A 20893-nucleotide genomic window follows, 5' to 3' on the forward strand; every position below is an offset into this window, starting at 1 on the left:
GCTGAGAGCAAACTCAGCGTACGTTTAGTGAGGTATTCGTGCTTTGGCCGCTTTGTGCACGGTGGTGCGCCCTTACCGCATGGTTAGCGCATGGTCAGGCCGCCGTCGACGTGCAGGCATTGGCCGGTGATGAAGCCGGCCAGGTCGGAGGCCAGCAGCGCCACTCCCCCGGCGATGTCGTCCGGCCGCGCCAGACGACCCAGCGGCGTCATGGCGATGATATGTTCGCGCACGTCCTCCGTGGTGGCGGCGCTGGAGGCGGTCCCAGCCGTCAGACCGGCGGCAATGGCGTTGACGGTGATGCCGAAACCGCCCAATGCCTGGGCCAGCGAACGGGTCATGCCCACCAAGCCGCCTTTGGCGGTGATGTACGAATGGTACGGCACAATCGGCGCATCGACCAGATTGCTGGACACGTTGATGATGCGTCCGAACGTCTGCGCCTGCATCAGCGGCACGACGTGCGAGCACATCAGATACGCCCCATGCATGCATCCTTCAAGCTGCGCATGGAATTCTGCCCAGTTGCCGCCCGTAAAGGTTGATCGACGCCGTGGATCGAACGAAAACCGCCCGAACGCGTTGTTCACCAAGATGTCCACGCCGCCGAACGCATCGACGGCCGCGTCCACCAGCTTCTTGGACTGCTCGTCGTCGCAGACATCGGCCTGTACCGCGATCGCCGTGCCGCCCAGCGCGCGGATGCCGTCAACGGTACGCTGGGCGCTGTCCGCATCGTGCACATAGTTCACGACGACCGCAGCCCCGCACAACGCCAGGCGCGCGGCCACCGCGGCGCCGATGCCCTTGCCGGAACCGGTGACGATCGCCGTCCGCCCGCTCAGATCCGCCATCGGGCCGCGCACTCCCCCGGCCGCCGCGTCACCAGTACCAGCCGCGCCGACTGCACTACCTGCACATACTGCTGCCATCATCCTCACCTTCCATATACCTGATATTCACTACGGTCCTGTATCAGCAATTCGTGACAAACTGACTACCCCTCAGTCCCGCTTCGCGGGCCAGCTCGTCCTGCAATTTCGGACGCGCTCCGCGCGCAACCTGCTGGCTCGCACGTTGCCTACACACAGCTCCGCTGTCTGCTTCACGGCAACGGTCCTGCAATCACGGACGCGCTACGCGCAGCAACCAGCTGGCTCGCCTGTCGGCTCGCACGTTGCCTACAGACAGCTCCGCTGTCTGCTTCACGGCAACGTCCTGACAAGGGGAGCCGGAAACACAACTATCGAACTGCTACTGCTGCCGCCATCGCCGTGCTATTCCGTGCTATTCCATGTCGAGATCGAACGAATCGCTGTACGTATCGCTGCCGCGCTCGATATCCACGGCTCGCAGCAGATCGATGAGATTGAAGCCGCCGTCGTGATGCCAGCCGGATTTCGCCCGATCCATCTCCCCCAATGGGCAGACGCGATCGACGCCCACCTGCGCCAGCGCATCGGCAAGACCGAACAGTCGGCTGGAATCCACGGCCACCCCGCAGCTTTGCAGCCATCCCCGGCAATTGGCCAGCTGTCCGACGGCATCCATCAGATCAGGTACCGCCACCACGTTGATGGTCCGGTTCAGCGGGGACATCAACGACGTAAGCGTCTCGGCGGCACCCAGCCCCGTCTCGGCAGCCGCAGCCAAGCCAGCGCCCGCAACGCCCGCATCAGACTCAAGTTCGCGATACAGCACCGTCCATGCCGTGCCGTCCCTACTGGCTATCACCGCATCCGAACCGCCCATCAGCGCCTGCATCTCAGTATCGGTGCGCGCCCGCTGGATGGCCATGTTCTCAGCGTCGCTTAGCACCGCACGCGGGTATTTGCACTGCTGACCCTCCAGCTCACCGCCCAGCAGCTGGGCGACTTCGCGCGGGGCAAGCGCTCCACCGGTCTCGACGAATATGGTCTGCGGGGCCAGACAGCTCTGTTGGTCGTAGGTGGCGATATCTATGGCCGCGCGATGCACGGTGTCGGCATACGTATCCGGCCGCAGCGCCTCGCGCCCGATGAACGCCAGACCGATCTTAGCCCCGTACCCCAGGCAGGGCTTGGCGCCCGCGACCTTACCGGCGATCAGCTTGGTGGTGGTCGACGAGCCGTAGACGATGACGGCGTCGGCGGCGTCGATGGCGGGGTCCTCCAGCTCCTGCGAGCCGCCCTTCCACGGCACCACGGCGATGGCGTCGGCCAGTTCCGGGTCGATCATAGCGATGCTGCGTGCGAAGAATGCGGGCATCACCGGTTCCGAGAACGAGGATTTGCCGAGGATCGCGCCTTTGACCAGCAGGGTCATGACCATGCTCCACACCGGGATGCCCGGCACGTTGCTGGAGAACACCTGATACGTGAGGCGCGGGCCGACATACCGGGAATAGCCGCCCGCCTTGTTGGGCCGGAATCCGTCGAGCATGGCCGGCTGTCCGATTTCGGCGTCGAGGAACCGCAGCAGTTCGCGGCGACGGAACTGTCGCATGTACCGTTTCAGTTCGATGCGCACCATGTCGGGCTGGTAGCCGGTGATCGCGGGGATGAGAAGCTCGGCCTGACGCCGCAGCTTGAAATCGGGATCGGTCCACAGCTCGGCGGCGCGCGCAAGCACGTCGAGGATGTCGTTGACGCTCATCGCGGCCAATCGGCGGGCGCGCGCCTCGGTCAGCTGCCGCGCGAGGGCTGTGATATCCGAACCGTTGAGCATGGGATAGCGCAACTGCCGAACGCCGGCCGCCGTGGTGACGTCATAGGTCGCATATTCCGCGGGTTCCACGCCTGAGGGCAGATGAAAAACATCGATGGTAACGGGCGAGGATAACGGGGATGATTGGGATGCATCCGCACGGATTGCATCCGCACGACCGTTCACGCCCAGCGCGGAATCACCCATAACAGAGCCGCCGACAGCGGAATCACCTATAGAGTAGCCGCCCATAGCCTCACCCGCGGTTGGCACTGATGACCTCGTCCACCGCAATCGAGCATCCGCGGGCCTCGGCACCCTTCGCCCTGCCCTGCAGCAGGAATCCGTCCGGCGTGCGGTGGCCAAGGTCCTCGGTCAGGATGCCGATGCAGGAGTTCCAGTTGGCCAGGTCGTAGTGGGCGATTACGCCGGTCTCGCCGTCCTTGACGGGCGTCAGCGTGTTCGGATCCAGGAACACCGTGCGCACCCATGCGGGGTTCGCCTTGAGATAATTGCTGGTGCCGTCCGTGTACCAGGACAGGATGTTCTGGTCGTAGATCTGGGAGCTGAGCTCGGTCATGCCGTACATGTTGACGCAATGGTGGCGCGGCACGCCCAACGTCTGCTCCAGTTCGGCGAGCATCTGGTCTTCGGTGATGTCGCGCTTGGTGCTCTTGAATCCGCCGGTATCGAACAGGCGGCTGTCGGCGGCCAAGGCGAACGTCAGGTCGTGCTCGTGCAGGTAGTCGAGCAGATACAGGTAGGACGACGAAACGCCCATCAGCATGACCGGCTCGTTGTCGGCCACTGCGCGGTTCAGGAAGTCGATGATGCCGTCGAATTTGAGTCCGTGCTCGTCGAAGTAGATGCCGCTGCCCTCGCTGCCGCATTGTTCCACGGCCTTGGTGAGGTAGCGGGAGAGCGACGAGTTCTGGTTCATGTCCCACGCGGGGGAGATCACGGCGATGCGGATGCGTTCGCGGTCCGGCATGATGAAATGGCGGAACGGCACGATCATCGACTCATCCCACACTTCCAGGTCCGGGTGGAAGTTGCGGCCACGCATCGCCCCGCCGTGCGTGGTGCCGCTGGTCATGAACACCGCTTCGCACTGGTCGGTGGGGAGGGTGGACAGGGTGAGGTGCTTGAATCCGTCCACTGGCATCGGCGGAATCTCCCGCCAGTCGCGCAACGAGGCGGGCGTGATGCGCTTTGCCGCGCAATACCGGCGATACGGCAAGTCATACGTGTACTGGTATGTGAACACGTCGCGGGCCAAGTCGTCGAACGCCTCGTCCGGTGCCTGCTCGCAGCCGTAGGTGTGGATGAAATCGAGAATCTCCTGTTTGATACGGCCCGCGTCGGCCTTCACATCGGTCCCGCCAGTCATTGCAGTCATTGATCTGCTCCCCTCCGATTCCGCTGAATAGTCTGAATCCTGATATGCATTATTGTTCGCTGAACTCAGTCCCGCTTGGCGACGTTCGAGTTATCCACAACATTTGTGGATGGCGCGACTGCAGTAGCCTTCGCTACGTTCACAGTGGCCTCAGCACCGTTCGCAGCAGCATCCGCTACGTTCGCAGCAGCCTCTGCACCGTTCGCAGTAGCCTCCGCTACATTCGCGGAAGCATTCGCAACGTTCGCGACCGGTTCAGCGGCACCCGGCGCGCGATGCCGAGCCACCAGATCCGGCAGCGCCACGAACAGCGCGTTGAGGATGATTGCGCAGAATACGCCGACCATGATGTTGTTGCCGAAGAACACGCTCGCGCCACCGGTCAGCCCGGCGAGCGCCTTCGGCAACGCGATGCCGAGTAGCAGGGACATGCCGATCACCATCTGACGGCGTTCGTCGTCGGCGACCTTGCGCAGCGTGCGGATGCCCGTCACGATCAGGCTGGCGGCAGCGGGCAGGAAGATGCCGCCGACGACCGCCGAGGGGATGACGGACAGCAGGGCGCCGGCCTTCGGCACGAAGCCGAGGATCAGCAGTAGCACTGCGGCGATGACCACAGGCGTGCGCGTGCGCAGCTTGCCTTCACCGGTCAGGTTCAGCAGACCCACGTTCTGCGGGTACGCGGTGGTCGTGAAGCCGCCGATGAGCGAGGAGATGGCGGAACCGGCCGCCTCGCCGGCCAGGCCGTAGCGCACCTGTTTGCGCTCAAGCGGGGTGCCCTGAATCTCGGAAGCCGCCTGATACACGCCCAGCGCCTCCATCACGGCGACCATGTAGGCGATGAAGAACGGTACGAAAATCTTCCAATCGAACGTAAACGGACCGTAAGGCAGGAAGGTCGGCAGACCAAGCCAGCCCTTTGATGCGACAGGGGAGAAGTCCACCATGCCCAGCGCGGCGGCGACCACAGTACCCACCACGAGCGCGATCAGGAAGGAGAACGATTTGAGCAGCCCCTTGCCAAGCAGGGACAGCACCAGCACGATCGCCGTGGTCAGGATGGACACGGCGAGAATGCGGGGGTCGGCGAACGTCTTGTCGCCGGGAGCGCCGCCGAGGAACTCGCTCAGCGTGAACCCGGACAGGGATACGCCCACCATGAAGATGACCACACCCGAGATCAGCGGGGAGAACAGGAACCGCATCCGTTCGATGACGCCGGTCAGGCACAGTACCAGGAACACCAGCGAGGCGATGAGGATGGACGAGCTGGCCGCGCCCAGCATGCCGGCGGTACCGGCCGCGATCATCAGCGCGTCGAACGCGGCGGACGGGCCCTGCACCACGGGCAGGCGCACCAGTCGGGTGGCCTGAATCAGCGTGACCAGACCGGAGACGATGAAGATGGCGTTGATCATGTTCGACGACAACGCGATCGGCAGGCCGATGGCGCCCGCCACGAACACCGGGTCGAGCCAGACGTTGGAGACGAACACATGCTGGAAGCCCAGCAGGACGTTTTGGGCGGTCAGTTCCTTGCGTATTGACACTTTCTTGCTTCCTCCCTCAATGCGCACACGGCTCTCGAGTCGAACGGAAGCGTCCAACCGTCGTAGTCCCTACGCGAGTATGAGCTCACAGGTTCGAAGGGTTCGGCGAATGCCGTCTCAGCCAGAGGCGCCCCTTACGAATCGGTTTCGAGGTCACCGTAGCAAACACAGCGGCTGCGAGTCAAGGAAAATCCCGCGCCGGGCCAGATTGCCGGGTTTGTCATGTCGATTGACGGGGTTGCCGGGGTTGCCGGGGTTGCCGGGTTGCCACCTCGGCTGACGGAAGTGTAACTGACGGAAGTGTAACGAATTCTGTTACAAATCCGTCAGCCAAACAAGGAAACGAAAACGGTCCAAATAAGGAAATGGAGCCTTTCGGGATGTCATCGAGGACATGCCCGCATGGAATCCGAATCTTCGTTCGAAAACCGCCATTCGATCGGCGGATACGCGGCATTTCGTCGATCCGTCCATCGCTGCGGCTGCCCTTGGTGTGAATCCTCAGGGCATTTTACGTGACTTGGAGACCTTCGGCCTACTGTTTGAAGGAATGTGCATCCGCGATCTTCGCGTCTATGCGGACGCATTGGGCGGACAGGTGTTCCACTATCGTGACAAGACCGGTTTGGAATGCGATGCCGTGGTCCATTTGCGTGACGGACGGTATGGTCTCATCGAGGTCAAACTCGGAGGAGACAAACTAACCAACGAGGGTGCCTCGAACCTGTTGAAGCTGGCCGGAAGACTGGATACCTCCAAGATGTCCGAGCCCAGCTTCCTCATGGTGCTCACCGGTACCGGAGCCTACAGCTTCACGCGTCCGGACGGAGTAATCGTCGCGCCCATCACCACATTGCGGCCATGACACGCCGCACCGGCGCCAACGGCACACGCGCATCAGCCAGATGACACGACGAGGCCGCCGTCCCTGAAGGAAAGGGACGGCGGCCTCATACATAGCACCTGCAATATGGTGCCGTACGGCACCGAGCCGGTCGGCTGTCAGCCGTACGTTTGCCGGGAACACTCGGTAGTCGATTATCGATAATCGACTGCCGAGTGCTGACTACCGGCTACCGGCGACTGCGGCGCACGGCGGCCAGCGCGATGCCCGCCACTGCCAGCAGCAGCATCGCGACAGCCACGCCGGCGACAGCGGAACCGGTATTCACCAGATTGCCGTCACCCTTGCCGTCCGACTTGTTGTTGTTCTTGTCGGACTGGTTCTGGTTGCCTTGGTTCTGGCTGCCATTGCCACCCTGGTTGCCCTGGTTGCCGTTGCCGCCATTGTCGGAACCGGCATCCTTCGCCTTGACCTTCACGGTGAAGGTGGCGGGCTTGAGATCCTTGCCCGCGTCCTTGCCGGTGTAGGTCACGGTCACCGTCACAGCGTCCGCAGCCTTGGAGGAATCGAAGCCGGTGAGCAGGTACTCGTCGGAGCCCAGCACACGGGTCTCACCATCGGACAGCTTGGCGGTCACTTCGAGGCCGGAGGCGTCGAACTTGTCGCCGACCGTGTACTCGGTCTTCGCGGGCTGCTTGGTCACGGCGATCTCATCGACCGTCGTCTCGGCAGGAGGCGTGACCGGCTTGTCCTTGACCGTCAGCTCGAAAGCGGCGGTCTTGGTGGCATCGTCCTTCAGCGCAACGGTCACGGTGACCTTGCCCGCAGCCGCGAACGGCTTGGACAGATCGACCACAACACCGGAGGCGTCCACGGCGGACAGGGTGTAGTCGCCTGCGGCAACCTCATCCGAGGTGTTGTCGGACATCAGCTTCTTGACCGTCAGACCCTTGTCCGAGAACGTCTCACCGACCGTGTACTCGACGTCGTCCGGACCGCTCACCTCAATGCCGGTCACAGTCGGCTGCGAGGGCTCGGGCTCGCCCTTGGCAGTCACCGCAGTGCCGTCGAAGATGGCGGTGTAGTCGCCCTTGGCATTGTTCGAGGTGGCGAAGATGCCCACGTCGAGCTTGTCGGCCGCATCCTCACCGAGAGTGGCAGTGCCGAGGCTCTTCCACTCGGCGGAGCCGGCGAGCTTGTAGAAGCCTTCCAGCTCGGTGGCGGAGTTACGCACCAGCTTGAACGACACCGGAGTGTCGATGGAGCTGGCGGCTTCGGCCACCTTGTCGAGTTCCTTGTCGATGAATCCGTTGTTGTTCGAATCCGTCTGGAAGAACGCACCCTTGGTGCTGGCGATCAGCAGCGCGTAGCCGTGGGCCTTGCCCTGGCCGGCCGCGCTCAGATCGTTGCGCACGATGATGCCCGCACGCGGGTCCTCGTTGCTGCCGGGCTGGGAGGAGGTGATGGTCGTCTCGATCGAGTCGCCCACACCGAGCTTGGCCGGCTGGTAGATGGTGGACAGGTTGTCCTTGTTCGTCCATGCACCGTTGTTCGAGGCGTCGGTGATGCGGAAGGAACCGGTGGCCTCACCCTGCAGGAAGGTACCGGCGTTGCCCCAGCTGGTGGTCTTCCATGGTTCGCCCACCTGCTGCGCGCCCTCGGCCGATGCGGTGAAGCGCACGGTGTAGGTGCGGGTCTGGGCCGGGTCATCCTTGGAGGCGACGGTCACGATCGCGCGGGCGGTGTTGACGTCCACGGTCACGGTCGTGTGCTCGGGGTCGGCGGCCACGGCCTTGACCGTAGGCACCTTGCCCCATGCACCGGTATCCACCGTGTAAGTGGTGGTTCCGCCGTTGAATCCGGCCACCGCAGCACCGTTGACCTCAATCGAAGCGAGGTTGAGCGGGTTGTCTGCGGACTGATCCCAGTAGCTCACATCCCAGCCGTCACCATACGTGGCGGGATCCTGGGTGGCGGGGTTCTGCATGGTCAGCGCACCGGTGGTGGCGTTGATGGAGATCGGCAGCCAGACATACGTGGAGTTGGACTTGCCGGAGTCCCAACGGTCACCGATGTAGATGAACTTGCCAGGCTGGATCTGGAACACGGACGCGGTCTGCGAGCCGAAGGTGGAACCACGGGTGTCGCCCACGGAAAGAAGGCCATCGGCACCCTCCGGCAGGCTGCCGAACGCGGTGTTCTCGTACTGGTCATCGGCCTGGACGCCGCGAATCCATGCGCCGAACACCGAGTCAGACGTGTAGTACGTCTGCTTGTTCGGGGCCCAGCCGGTGGCACCGGAGGCGATGATGTAGTACTTGCCGTTGTTCTTGAACATGGCCGGTGCCTCGAGCATGCCGCGATCCTTGACGATCACGAAGTCCTGCCCGGCGACCGGAGCGCCCTCGCCGCCGTCAGCCAGCGTGTATGGATACTCGCCGGATTCGGAGTACTGCAGGTCCGCATCGGCCACCTTCGACGTGTCCTTCGTGGTCTTCACCACGTTGGTGTAGTCGTCGTTCAGCTTGGCGATGTACAGCGTACGGTTCTCCTCCGAGGAGTAGATGAGGTACGCGGTGCCGTCGTCATCCTGGAACACGGTCATGTCGCGAGAGCCACCAGGTACTGCGTTCTTGTGGCCGGTCTTGTAATCCTCGCGGTTGGGCAGACGGTATGCGCCGGTCAGCTTGAACGGACCGGTGGGGGAGTCGGATACGGCCACCGCGGCGAGCGAACGCTCGTAGTTGGCGGTCGAGCCCGCAGTCTTGGTGCCGTCCGCGTGCCACCACATCACGTACTTCTTGGTCTTGGCGTTGTACAGCACCTTCGGACGCTCGAAGATCGCGTTCGCGGTGTCCTTGACGCCATCGCCGTCCACGTCGGTGTTGGTGTTGAGGTAGAAGGCGAGCTTCTTGGCCTTGGCCTCGTTTACCTTGCCGTCCGCATCCTTCAGGCCGTACAGGTCGGTGAAGTAGCTGTCGTCGGTGAGCTCGCCATCGTAGTAGATGGAGCGCATCGCAACGCCCTTGTCTACCCAGTTCATGGCATCAGTGGAGCGGTAGACGTGCACGCCGTGGGAGTTGTAGTAGCCGGAGGAACGGTCCTCGCCGTACCAGTAGTAGACGGTCTGGCCGTTCTCCTGGACGGTGATGACCTGGCCGCCGTGGGCCTGAATGTGGCTGCCGGTGGTGGCGTCATCGGAGTCCTTGGCGTACCAGAGCGGCTGGAAGTAGTTCTTGTCCTTGGTGCCCGGGTCGGCGATGGCCTCGAACTTGGTGTAGTTCGGAACCTGATCCGTGGTGGGCACGTCGGTGGCCGGCGGGTTCGGCTTGGTGGTGCCGGAGTCGAGCGGCAGGGTGACGTCGAGCGTCGGGGCCTGATCGGCCTTGGCGCCATAACGGCCTTCGGCGGCCCCCTTCGTGTTCACGAAGTACAGCTCGTCGTTGGCGAATTTGCCACCCACGGCCAGCGTGAGCGTGGTCTTGCCGGCTGCCAGCGCATCCTGCACGGCCTTGGTCACGTCAACAGTGACCGTGGTGCCGAGCACGGAACCGGGCACGTCGTTGCGGACTTCGTTGTTGCTGTTGTCGAACGCGGCGGAGGCGGTGGTCGCATCGTCGGCAGCGTCGAAGTTCGGGCGGGTGTTCCAGGTCATTCCGGACAGCGTGCCGTCGAACGCGGTGCCGTCAAGACGCTTGTCGGCGTTGACCGGGGTCACCGTGATCTGCTCGTCCGCACGGTTCGCGGTGTCATAGCGGCGGCCGATCAGCGTGAGCTTCAGCTGCGCCAGCGACGGCGTCTTGCCGTTGAACTGGCTCAGATCGAACTGCACGAAACCGAGCTTCACATCAGTGCCGTCGCCGGTGCTGGTGCTCTTGTTCTGCTCGCCCAACAGGCCCTTGCCGTCGGCGTTGCGCACGGCGAAGTAGCCGTCGGTCTGCTTCTTGACCGGGTTGGTGCTGTAGTCGTTGTTCTTGTTTGACTTCCAGGACGCCACGTAGGCGTCGCCAGAAGCGGCCACGGACTTGACTTCGGACTTGGAGGAGATCACCTTGACGGTGACGGTCTTGGTGGTGGCGTCGTAGTCGCCCGCCTGGGCGCCGGCGTCGGCCGCGGTGAAGGTCACCGGGTATTCGCCGATCTGCTCTTCGGTGGGGGTCCACTCGAACTTGCCGGTCGCGGCATCGAACGTCGCGCCCTTGAGCCCGCTCAGGTCGGAGACCGTAAGCTTCACATTGTCGCCGTTCTCCACATCGGGGTCGGAGACCGTGACATCGAAGCTAAGCTTCTCATCGCTCTTGGCAGTCACGGTGTCGGACTCGGGAGCGGTGAACGTCGGTACGGTGTTCTGCTTGACGCTCTGGGTCTTGCCGTCCGCGTCGGTGTAGGTGTAGGCCAAGTTGGCCACGGAGTCGTTCTTGGTGAACTTGGCCATGTTCGTGTACTGCACCTGTTTGCCGCCCACGTACAGGTTGTTGACGGTGGCATCGGTGATATTGTTCAGCGCGAAGCCGGCGTTGGCGTTGGAGAACCACGTGTTGTCGATGGTCACCTTGGCGATGGGCAAGCGCTCGACGTTGTAGTCGGCGTTGCTGCCGTCCGGGTTCGGGCGATAGCCGTTCTGCTGCTGATCGGCTGACTTGACGGTCGCCTTGCTGGAGCCGTCGGCACCGTTGATGTCAAAGTTCGTACCAACGCGCGAGGTGTCGAACGAAGAGTCCTTGATGACGATGTTCTCGTAGCGCGGGTAGATGTCGGTGTGGTTCTGGATGGTGATGGCGCGACCGCCGCCTTTGAAGCCCAGCGAGTTGAAGTTGTTGAACGTGTAGTTCTTCAGCTGGTAGCCGTGGGCCTCATGGCCGAGACGGATGCCGTTGCCGCCGGAGAACGACCAGCCCAGCGTGTTGTTGAGCGTGATGTCGTGGCTGTCGGCGGTATCCCATGCGTCGTTGTCGATGCCGTGGGATTCCACGAACGCGTCGTAGCCGCCCACCGCGTTGTCATAGCCCTGGATGTTGGGGCTGTCGGTGTTGAACTTGAACATCTTGTTGTACAGGTCCGGCTTGTCCGGCTGGAACCAGCGGCCCGGGTTGTAGTGGCCGGAGGCGAAGGTGTCGTCGTTGCCGAAGGTCAGGGCGCCGTTGACGGTGAGGTTCTGGCCGGACGCGAAGTCCATGCCGTCACCCCAGCTCATCTCGTACGGGGTCAGGCCCTTGATGTTGTTGAACGTCATGTTCTTGGCGGTGTGCGTCTCCCAGTTCCACTGCTTGGCGCCGCGCATGTAGGTGTCGTTGAGCACGATGTCGCTGGACTGCACCACCATCACGCCGGCCTGATGCTGGCTGTTGTAGGCGTCGTTCTTGTCGCCGGAGGTGTTGCCGTTCTTGTCGGAGTAGTTCTTCGCGCCCTGGCCGTCGTAGATGCCGCGGCCGGAAAGCTCGATGTTCTTGGAGTTCCAGATGCCGATGGCCGGCTCCTGCGCCTCGCGGTAGGGCTGCACGTGGTTCTTGAGCAGCGCGCCCTCATCGGCATAGATCTTGAGCGTGCCGCCCTTGACCTTACTGCCGTCGACGCCGTTGATGTCAAGGCCGCCGTACGTGTACGTGCCGTTCGGGAAGTACAGGGTGTTGAGCGAAGCGCCCTTGTTTTCGATGAAATCAAACGCAGCCTGCAGCGCGTAGGTGGCGTCGTCGTCGCTCATGGCGCGCTGGTCGGGGTAGCCGACCTGCGTGACGGTCTCGGATCCGCTGACGACGGTGTCCTTCTTGGCGGCGTCGGTGACGACGTTGCCGTCCTTGTCCTTGCCATAGATGATGCGGCCTTCGGAGGTGACGCCGGTGGCGGTCTGGCCGCCGATTTCGGTGCCCTTGCCGTCGTTCCACAGCGAGGTGTGGTGGGAGGCGATGGCCTCCTGCTTCTTCACCGTGGTCTTGCCGTCAGGCAGCGTGGTGCCGGCCTTGGATTCGAGATACTGCTTGGCGAAGGTCTTGAAGTTGAGCACGCCGGTGGCCTCGTTGTAGCCCCAGGCCTGCTCGTCGGCGCTGGCGCCCGCCTCGGCGCTCGGTGCGGCGCTCTTGTCTTCGATGGTGTCGTTGATCAGCGCGAGGTACGGCTGGCCCTTGGCGTTGACCGTGTCGCCGCTGTTGATCATTACCATGGCGGAGAACAGGCTGGACTCCATCTTGAAGGTCAGGGTCGTCTTGTCGGCGCTGACTTCGTACTTGCCCACGTAGTAGCGCTCAGGGTAGATGTTGACCTTGTCGATCTTCTCGCCGTTGATCATTGTGACCTTGACCACTGGCGTGCGCGAGCTGGACGCGAAGCGCGCGATGTCGAAGTTGTGGCCCTTAGCCGTGTACTGCACGGCCTCCACCGGGGTGTCGTTGATGGTGACTTGGTACTTGTCCGAGGCCACGTCCGGCGTGTCGGTCTTGTTGCCGAGCACGTCGGTGCCGGCACCGGTGGCAGCATAGGTCTGGACTGTGCCGTCATCAGTGAACGTCGGCTCCGCTGCTGCGGCCGTCTGTACCCCCAACGGCACGATGGTCAGCAGCATGGCCGCGCTGGCAATGGCCGCCATGGCCTTGCGCAGCGTCGGCTGAGAAGCCGATGTCCTCTGGGATGCAGAGGGTGTTATTCGCTTCATTGCACTCCTTGGTTTCTTTCCTTCGGGATTCCTCCTGATGAACCCCATGCAAGGATCACGAACGCCGTGACTGTTTACACGCTCCTTAGCATACACTATTTTGTAAGCGCTTAGAATATTGGGAGTACAATGACTGTAAGCACTTACGAAAACTCTGGGTAGAAACTGGGAACTGTGAGCGAAACGCCGGTATCGCAGTCACTTATCATGGAAGTGACCGATGCCGGCGTACAGCGGTGCCGGACCAGCCGACCCTGCGCCGCGGCGCTGGCTTGGTACCGATATCACGACGGCACATGCGTCTGTACCGGTGCCTGCAGTGCCGGTTTCTGACGCAGATACCACGCCTGCGTCACGATGTCGGAGTCATTGACGACGGCACAACAGCCAGCGCAACGGCATCCGACACCGGTACCATCGGCGTCACAATAGTGACGTCATCGGCACCCGTGTTCATCAATGTCTCACGACACCAGCGTCACACACCCGAGGAAACAGCAACGGCACAGGCAACAGCGTCCACCCACCGACAAGAGGCACACATGACCAAGCAACAAACAGACCAGCATCAGGCGGACGCCACCGAGGCTCCTGTGCCGCTGACGCCGGAGACAATCGAGCCTACAGCCGAGTCGGCGACTCCTGCCGTCGCCCACATCGAATCATCACACCGCACGAGCGCGGTGGACAGCGCGACAGCCGCAGCAGCATCGGCAGCCAAGCCATCAACACCAGCGCTATCGTCAACGGCACCATCAACACCGGCGGCACCATCAACGCAGCCCCCGCAAAAAGCCACGATCTACGACGTCGCCGACCGCGCCGGCGTCTCCTATGCCACGGTCTCCCGCTACCTCAACGGCCACCCCAACGTGTCCGCGAAAACCGCCGCACGCATCGACAAAGCGGTCAAGGAAACCGCCTACATCCCCAGCACCAGCGCACGCTCCCTCGCCCAGCAACGCACGCATATCATCGCGCTGATCATCCATGGCGCATCATCGGATGTGCTCACCGATCCCAATATCGCGCAGATCATGGCCAGCGCGAACGAACGCGTGACGCGCGAGGGCTGGCAGTTGGTGACGATGATCTCGGACGAAAACATCGCGGCGAACAATATCAAACAACTGGTGGCCGGCGGCTTCGCAGACGGATATTTGCTCTACACACTATCGAAGAACGATCCGCTGCTCTCGCTGCTGGCCGAGCGGTCGCTGCCCGCAGTGGTGTGCGGCACCGGTTTCAACGAATCGATAGCTTGCCCCTCGGTGGATGTGGACAACCTCACCGCCATGAGCGGACTCGTGCGGTATGTGCTCGCGCCGAAGGGGACGCTGGCGCGACGACGACCCGCCTACATCTGCGGCCCCTTGAACATGCCCGGCGCACCGGAACGATTGGCGGCGTTCGTCAATGTGACCAGCGAGATGCTGCCGACCAGTATCGATCATCCAATTTGCTATTCGGCGGATTGGAAGACGACCAGCGGTGCCGATGCGATTCGCGAATGGCATGAATCAGGCGTTTTGGATGATGTGGATGCGGTAATCTGCGCCAATGACACGTTGGCGCTCGGAGCGATCCAGGAATTGCAGCGGTTGGGCAAGGACGTGCCCGGCGATGTGGCCGTTTCCGGGTTCGACAACAGCTCAGCCGCCACCTCCATCACGCCGCAGATCACCACGGTCGACCAGCACATGGATCAGCGCGGGCTCATGATGGCCGACGTGGTCATCAAGGCGATCGGCGGCGAGCGGTCGCCCCGTGTGGTGCATATGCCGACGGATTTGGTCGTCCGCGAATCCGCGTGAGGGTTGTGGTCGTCCGCGAACCCGCGCGAGGGTTGTGGTCGTCCGCGAACCCGCGCGAGGTTTCTGGTCATCCGCGAACCCGCGCGAGGTTTCTGGTCGTCCGCGAACCCGCGCGAGGTTTCTGGTCATCCGCGAACCCGCGCGAGGTTTCTGGTCATCCGCGAACCCGCGCGAGGTTTCTCGCCGCGGCAAACGCCGTTCTCCGCAACCGCAAACGCTGTTCTCCGCAACCGCAAACACCGTGTTCCACAGCAGCAAACGCCCCGCTCCGCAGCCGCTGTCTATTCGGGAAAACATGGTATACACTAGGTTTGTGACCGGTCACGAACCTAGTGAGCCGGAGCGATAAACTGCGTCACACTCAAGGCAGAGTGGCACACGCGGAAAGCGGATACGATGACACATATGACGACGGAGCGCAAGAAAGCAACGATCAGGGACGTGGCCCGTATGGCAGGCGTGTCATACGGTACAGTATCCCGGTATCTCAACGGCAATGAACACGTATCGTCGAGCGCCGCCGAACGAATCGCCAAAGCCATCGAAGATGCGCAATACACGCCGAACAAGGCGGCACGGTCGCTGGCCCAGCAACGCACCTCCATGGTCGCGTTCATCGTACAGGTGGAATCGATTTCGACACTGATGCAGGCCAGCGTCTCGGAAGCCATGGCGAACGCCAACCAGACCCTTGGCGAGGCCGGCTATCAGATGGTCACGCTGATCGCCAACAGCGAGGAATCGACCCATCGCATCGCGCAGCTGGTGCAAAGCGATTTCGCAGACGGCTACCTGATGTTCTCGCTGAGCGAGGATGATTCGCTACTGAACATCTTCCGCTCCGCGAACCGTCCGGTGGTTCTCTCGGAATCCAATTCGCGCAACACGACGCCCTATCCGGCCGTCGATTTCGCCAATACGGCCGGTCAGCGCGACATCACGAATTATCTGATCGAACGGGGATGCGCGAAGTTGGCCTACGTATGCGGGCCCGGATATTCCCCCTCCTCGATCAAACGACTGAACGGCTTCAAACAGGCGATGGGGCCCCGCTTCGATGACGGGCTCGTCTACTACGCCGACGATTGGGAGATCAACAGCGGCGAGCTGGCCGCCGTCGCATTTCAACCCAGGCTCGATGAGGTCGACGCCATCGTCTGCGCCAATGACCACATCGCCATCGGGGTCATCAACCAGTTGCATCGTTTCGGCTATCGTGTGCCCGACGATATCGCGGTGACAGGATTCGATGACTCCCCGATCGCCCTGATGTCCGATCCGAAACTCACTACGGTCCGTCAGGATTCCAGCCTGCACGGGCGCGAGATGTCCCAACTGCTGCTGAGCATGCTGCGTGGGGAGGCCGTAGACGAGCACATCGTCACCGTGCTCCCGACCACGATCGTCGAGCGCCAGTCGGCCTAGCGGAAATTAAGCAATGGCTGTCGGTTTTCTCCTTCAGGGACATGGATGATTGTCCCTGAAGCTGGGATTCGCCTTTTCTTATCCTTCCGGGACACGAAAACCTGCCCCTGAAGCGCAATACGGACCTTTTCGCACTTCCGGGACAGAACCGGCGGCTCGCCGCACAGCGACGCGCACACACCCACACCAAGAAACCCCGGAATTCCGCCATTCCTTCCACACGAAACTCACGCACCGGCAAGCCCGGCAGCGGAATTCATGTCCCGGTACACCAAAAACAGCCAAACCGCACTTCCGGGACACGAAAACCCGTCCCTGAAGACAGAATCAGCCCCTTCTCATCCTTCAGAGACACCGCCGATTGTCCCTGAAGCACAATCTATACGTTTCTCCCCTTCAGAGACACAAAAACCTCTCCCTAAAGCGGGAATCAGCCCCTTCTCATCCTTCAGAGACACAGCAGCCTGTCCCGGAAGCCGCAATCTGCACGTTTCTCTCCTTCAGAGACGCGAAAAACGTCCCGGTACGCGAATCCGCCCGTTTCCCCGCGTACCAGGACATTCTCAACGCCTCATAACCCGTAAGAACCGAATCCATGGACCGCATCCTAGCCGAGTCCCGGAGACCGGAGTCCCCACCGAACCCAAAACCCGGCCACAATCCGGCATACTGTTACAGCAGCTCCAGCGTCACGTCGAGCTTCAGCGGCTTGTCCGCCTGCAGCTGGAATTCTGGATGCACGGGCGCGCCCCAGGTGTCGTCGCCGCCGACGCCCATCTGGGCGGCGAGCAGGCGCAGGAACGTATGACGCACCGGCGGCAACTCGTCAGCATGCGTGGCGTCCTCGAGCATCAGCGAGTTGTACGGCAGCAGGCTTACCGCGAACGGCGAGGCGTCCGGCCCGGCCGCCGTGACGCGCATGCCGCGGCCGTGCACATCGGTGATTTCGGCCCAGCGCACGCCCTCATGGTTGCCGGTCTCCTGCGGAATCAGGTACGGCGCGAAGTCCTCGGCCGCGGTCCGCTCGAAAATGCCGAGCTTGGCGCCATGCAGACGATCCGCGTACGTCTCCTCGGGTCCCAGACCGTAGAAGCGCAGGTGATCGTACTGCGCCGGCAGCATCCATTCGAGGCCGAACGCTGGCAAGGTGGCCGCGTCCGCCTCGCCCGGGTATTCGGCGGTCAGGTGGATGCGCAGGGCGGCGTCGATCTCGTAGCGCACCACAACCGGCGTATGCGCGGCGTCGGCCAGCTCATAGGTGTATGTGCCGGTCAGGCCGTCCACGCCCTGCTCGATGGCGGTGTTCGTCACGCGCGCGTAGCGTCCGGCGGCGAACCATTGGGCGCGATCAAAACCGGACTGGTTGCCGCGATCGTTGTCCACCAACGCACGGAAGGTGGTCAGCGCGGGCCGGCGAATCACCATTTCGCGATCCGGCTCGCCGCTCTTGCCGCCGCTGAAGCCGTCCGTGCCGAAGCGACGGTACGATACCAGTCCGCCCGCGGTCTTGGACAGCAGCGCTTCGGCGGCATCGTTGTGGATGCCGGCGTTGAAGGGGTCCTCGGCCACGACGGCCAGCGGCGAAGCGCCCGCGGCCGAGCCGACACCGGAACCGACGCCAGCACCAGCACCCTCGCCATCCCCGAAGTCCATGCTCGCCACATACTGCCCGAACGTCAGCTCATATCCGGCCGGCGCCCAATCAGTAGCCGAAGCCAACCGCTGGTCGACCTCGTACACGACTTCGGTACGGCCCGTCAGCGGTACCAGATCGGTGACGCGCGGGAAGTCGATCGGCAGGCGCTGGGTGTCGCCGGCCGGCACGTCGAACCGGTAATCCGCATGCCACCGTTCGACGCCGTTCACCAGCACGCGAGCGGTGAACACGTACGCGGCGGTCGAGATGAACAGGTTGTCGTTGACGATGGTCACGCCGCTTTCGTCCGGTGTCAGGCGCACGTTGGCATACAGCTGCTTGACCTCCTGCGCCTTGGGCGTCACACTGCGATCCGCGAAGACGATGCCGTTGCCGGCGAATTCGTAGTCGGTGGGGCGGTCGTCGAAGTCGCCGCCGTATCCAAGCCGCTCGGTACCGTCGCCGAGCCGCTGGAACAGGGCCTGATCCACGTAATCCCAGATGAATCCGCCCTGGTACTTCGGGTACTGCTCGAGCGCGGTGTACAGGTGCAGACCACCGGAGGAGTTGCCCATAGAATGGCAGTATTCACAGGAGATGTACGGCTTCTGCCCCTCGCCGAACAGGTAGAGTTCCTTGATCTCGTCCGGCTTGGCGTACATGCGGCTCATGATGTCGGTCACGTCGCTGTATTCCGGCTCGTTGTACACGCTCTCGTAGTGCACCGGGCGCGCGGGGTCGGTCTCGTGCACGAAGTCGCGCATGGTGCGGAACACGTCACCGCCGAACGACTCGTTGCCGAGCGACCAGATCAGCACGCTCGGATGGTTCCAATCGCGGCGCATCATGCTGTTGAGGCGGTCCACGCAGGCGGCCCGCCATTCGTCGCGGCTGCCTGGCACGGCGGTTTCCGCGTGGAATGTGCCGTCGCCGTACGTCCAGGTGCCGTGGGTCTCGAGGTTGGTTTCGTCGATCATGTAGATGCCGTATTCGTCGCACAGCTCGTACCAGCGGGTCTGGTTGGGGTAGTGGCAGGTGCGTACGGCGTTGATGTTCAGCCGCTTGAATTCGCGGATGTCCTGCAGCATCACCGCTTCGGAGACCGTGCGACCGGTACGTGCGTCGAATTCGTGACGGTTGACGCCACGGAACACGATGCGCTTGCCGTTGAGCTTCATCAGACCGTCTTCGATGGCGAAGTGACGGAAGCCCATGCGCTGCGGCACGACTTCGATCACGTGGCCGGCGCCGTCCAGTGCGGTGACGGTCAGCGTGTACAGGGTGGGTTCCTCAGCGCTCCACGGGGCGACCTGCCCCACGTTCGCCTTCCATGTCACGACGGCATCGGGCGTGGCATCGAAGCCATCGTCGCCATCCCCCTCGCCCGACGCCTCCCCGGCCAATCCAGCGGCGATAGTGGCGATGTCGGTGGTGTCCGAATCATTCACATGACGGGTTTCGCGCCAGACCTCCGCGCCATCGGCGTCGCGCAGCACCGCTTCGAATGCCGCCGCGCCTGCGGCATTGCGCACGATGGCGTCGATGCTCAGCTCGCCCTCGCCGCTGACGTGGTCATAGTCGGCGGTGATGCGCAGATCGTTCACATGCACTGACGGCTGGGCGGCCAGCTCCACCGAACGGAAGAGGCCGTGCATGCGCCAGAAGTCCTGGTCTTCGAGCCAGCTGGCGGAGGAGTACTGGAAGCAGGCCACGGCAAGGGTGTTCGCGCCCGGCTGCAGCAATGCGGTCACGTCGAATTCGCTGGGGGTGTAGGAATCCTCGGAGTACCCCACAAAGGCGCCGTTGAGCCAGACGGCGATGGCTGTGGATGCGCCTTCAAAGGTCAGGGTGATGGGGGAGAGCGGTTCTCCGGTTTCGCCGGCGCGCTTATTGGAGGCTATTGCAGCCGCGACTTTGGCTTCCGGCGCGAATGTACGCCGGTACAGCGCGATGTGATTGTGCTCGGGGATGCCGGGTGCCTCAGGTGCTTCATGGCCGGACCAAGGGTACTGCTGGTTGACGTATTGGTGATTGAGGAAGCCTTTGACTTCAAGGCATGAGGGCACGTCGATTGGCTCATATGAGGAGTCGTCGTACTCTGCGTCCGCGAATTCGGCTTGGGCCAGCGCATCGGTTCCAAGCTCGGCAAGATCGGCGATGGATACCAGCCATTCGCCGTCGAGGCTCTGCTTGAGATCCATTGTCTCGCCGGTGCCCGGCACGTGGTCATAGTACTTGTGGCTGGAATGCGCGGTCAGCCTGTTCACCGCGAACACGCGCGGATCGGCAAGCCAGACCGGATCGAATGCTGCGGCCGCCATCATTGAGCTGGTCATGTTACGTATGCTTCCTTTCACCGGCACCCCATAGTGCCTCGGCATTTGTTCATATCCTTTACCAATGGTACTCACACGTACTGTCCGAAGAACTGTTTGTGCTGCATCGTATTCGCAGAGATGACAATATGTTCGTATATTGGTGAGCAGGTAAGGAGTTTCTATGGTCACCATGAAGGATGTCGGACGCGAAGCCGGCGTTTCCGCAATGACGGTTTCCAACGTGCTTCGTGGTAATGATAACGTTGCTCCGGAAACCGCCAAGCGCGTGCGCGAGGCCGCGGACAAGCTGCATTACCGGCTCAACACCACCAGCCTGTCCGCGCGCAGCCTGCGCGTATCCACCAGTCGTAGAGGCAAGGAGTTCGGCACCATCGGACTGGCGATTTTCGAGCTCGACCAGCCGTATCCGTCGCAGCTCGCCTCGCTGGTTTCCATAGAGGCCGAGAAGCGCGGCTACCAGACGGTGGTGCAACAGACACGCATCAACGAGCTCAACGAACGTTCGATCATCGAGCGCATGTCCAACCAGTTCTGCGACGGGCTGCTGTTCAGCTT

8 protein-coding genes, 2 pseudogenes and 1 riboswitch are annotated in these 20893 nt (G+C 62.6%); of the genes and pseudogenes, 4 read left to right on the plus strand and 6 right to left on the minus strand.

Annotation, left to right across the window (positions count from 1 at the left end):
* Window positions 1-83: 83 nt before the first annotated feature.
* From BW09_RS07000 to BW09_RS07015, 4 genes and pseudogenes are all read right to left on the minus strand, one after another.
* On the minus strand, window positions 84-854 hold the full coding sequence (locus tag BW09_RS07000) for an SDR family oxidoreductase (protein ID WP_140464842.1): 771 nt from the start codon (window positions 852-854) through the stop codon (window positions 84-86).
* 433 nt (window positions 855-1287) lie between these two features.
* Window positions 1288-2958 (minus strand): acyl-CoA reductase, encoded by a 1671-nt coding sequence (locus BW09_RS07005; RefSeq protein ID WP_258185021.1) that lies wholly within the window; start codon window positions 2956-2958, stop codon window positions 1288-1290.
* A complete protein-coding gene (locus BW09_RS07010) occupies window positions 2942-4084 on the minus strand; it encodes a CoF synthetase (RefSeq protein ID WP_181161803.1) in 1143 nt (380 codons plus the stop codon). Before BW09_RS07010 ends, BW09_RS07005 begins: the two co-directional genes overlap by 17 nt.
* A 215-nt stretch (window positions 4085-4299) precedes the next feature.
* A pseudogene (locus BW09_RS07015) lies at window positions 4300-5634 on the minus strand (solute carrier family 23 protein); the annotation flags it as partial.
* Window positions 5635-5682: 48 nt separating this feature from the next.
* Window positions 5683-5779, minus strand: a riboswitch (TPP riboswitch).
* A gap of 237 nt (window positions 5780-6016) precedes the next feature.
* Here BW09_RS07015 and BW09_RS07020 point away from each other — a divergent pair.
* A pseudogene (locus BW09_RS07020) lies at window positions 6017-6499 on the plus strand (DUF4143 domain-containing protein); the annotation flags it as partial.
* 208 nt (window positions 6500-6707) lie between these two features.
* Here the strand turns inward: BW09_RS07020 and BW09_RS07025 are convergent.
* Window positions 6708-13124 carry a bacterial Ig-like domain-containing protein gene (locus BW09_RS07025; protein ID WP_140464076.1) on the minus strand — a complete coding sequence of 2139 codons (6417 nt, stop codon included), beginning with the start codon at window positions 13122-13124 and terminating at the stop codon, window positions 6708-6710.
* 542 nt (window positions 13125-13666) lie between these two features.
* Between BW09_RS07025 and BW09_RS07030 the strand changes: the two genes are divergently transcribed.
* On the plus strand, window positions 13667-14938 hold the full coding sequence (locus BW09_RS07030; RefSeq protein WP_181161802.1) for a LacI family DNA-binding transcriptional regulator: 1272 nt from the start codon (window positions 13667-13669) through the stop codon (window positions 14936-14938).
* 405 nt (window positions 14939-15343) lie between these two features.
* Window positions 15344-16363, plus strand: coding sequence for a LacI family DNA-binding transcriptional regulator (locus tag BW09_RS07035; RefSeq protein ID WP_140464081.1), 1020 nt, complete (start codon window positions 15344-15346; stop codon window positions 16361-16363).
* A gap of 672 nt (window positions 16364-17035) precedes the next feature.
* Here the strand turns inward: BW09_RS07035 and BW09_RS07040 are convergent.
* Window positions 17036-20335, minus strand: coding sequence for a glycoside hydrolase family 2 TIM barrel-domain containing protein (locus tag BW09_RS07040; RefSeq protein ID WP_258185022.1), 3300 nt, complete (start codon window positions 20333-20335; stop codon window positions 17036-17038).
* A gap of 163 nt (window positions 20336-20498) precedes the next feature.
* Here BW09_RS07040 and BW09_RS10940 point away from each other — a divergent pair.
* Window positions 20499-20893 (plus strand): LacI family DNA-binding transcriptional regulator (locus BW09_RS10940; protein ID WP_181162096.1); only part of this gene is annotated, 395 nt, incomplete at its 3' end.

Source organism: Bifidobacterium sp. UTCIF-1, from assembly GCF_006408915.1.
Classification (GTDB): domain Bacteria; phylum Actinomycetota; class Actinomycetes; order Actinomycetales; family Bifidobacteriaceae; genus Bifidobacterium; species Bifidobacterium reuteri.

Bases quoted from the DNA above. Each gene is read 5' to 3' on its own strand.
- BW09_RS07000 (WP_140464842.1), bottom strand. From the start codon at position 854: ATGGCGGATCTGAGCGGGCGGACGGCGATCGTCACCGGTTCCGGCAAG.
- BW09_RS07025 (WP_140464076.1), bottom strand. From the start codon at position 13,124: ATGAAGCGAATAACACCCTCTGCATCCCAGAGGACATCGGCTTCTCAG.
- BW09_RS07040 (WP_258185022.1), bottom strand. From the start codon at position 20,335: ATGACCAGCTCAATGATGGCGGCCGCAGCATTCGATCCGGTCTGGCTT.
- BW09_RS07030 (WP_181161802.1), top strand. From the start codon at position 13,667: ATGACCAAGCAACAAACAGACCAGCATCAGGCGGACGCCACCGAGGCT.
- BW09_RS07010 (WP_181161803.1), bottom strand. From the start codon at position 4,084: ATGACTGCAATGACTGGCGGGACCGATGTGAAGGCCGACGCGGGCCGT.
- BW09_RS07035 (WP_140464081.1), top strand. From the start codon at position 15,344: ATGACGACGGAGCGCAAGAAAGCAACGATCAGGGACGTGGCCCGTATG.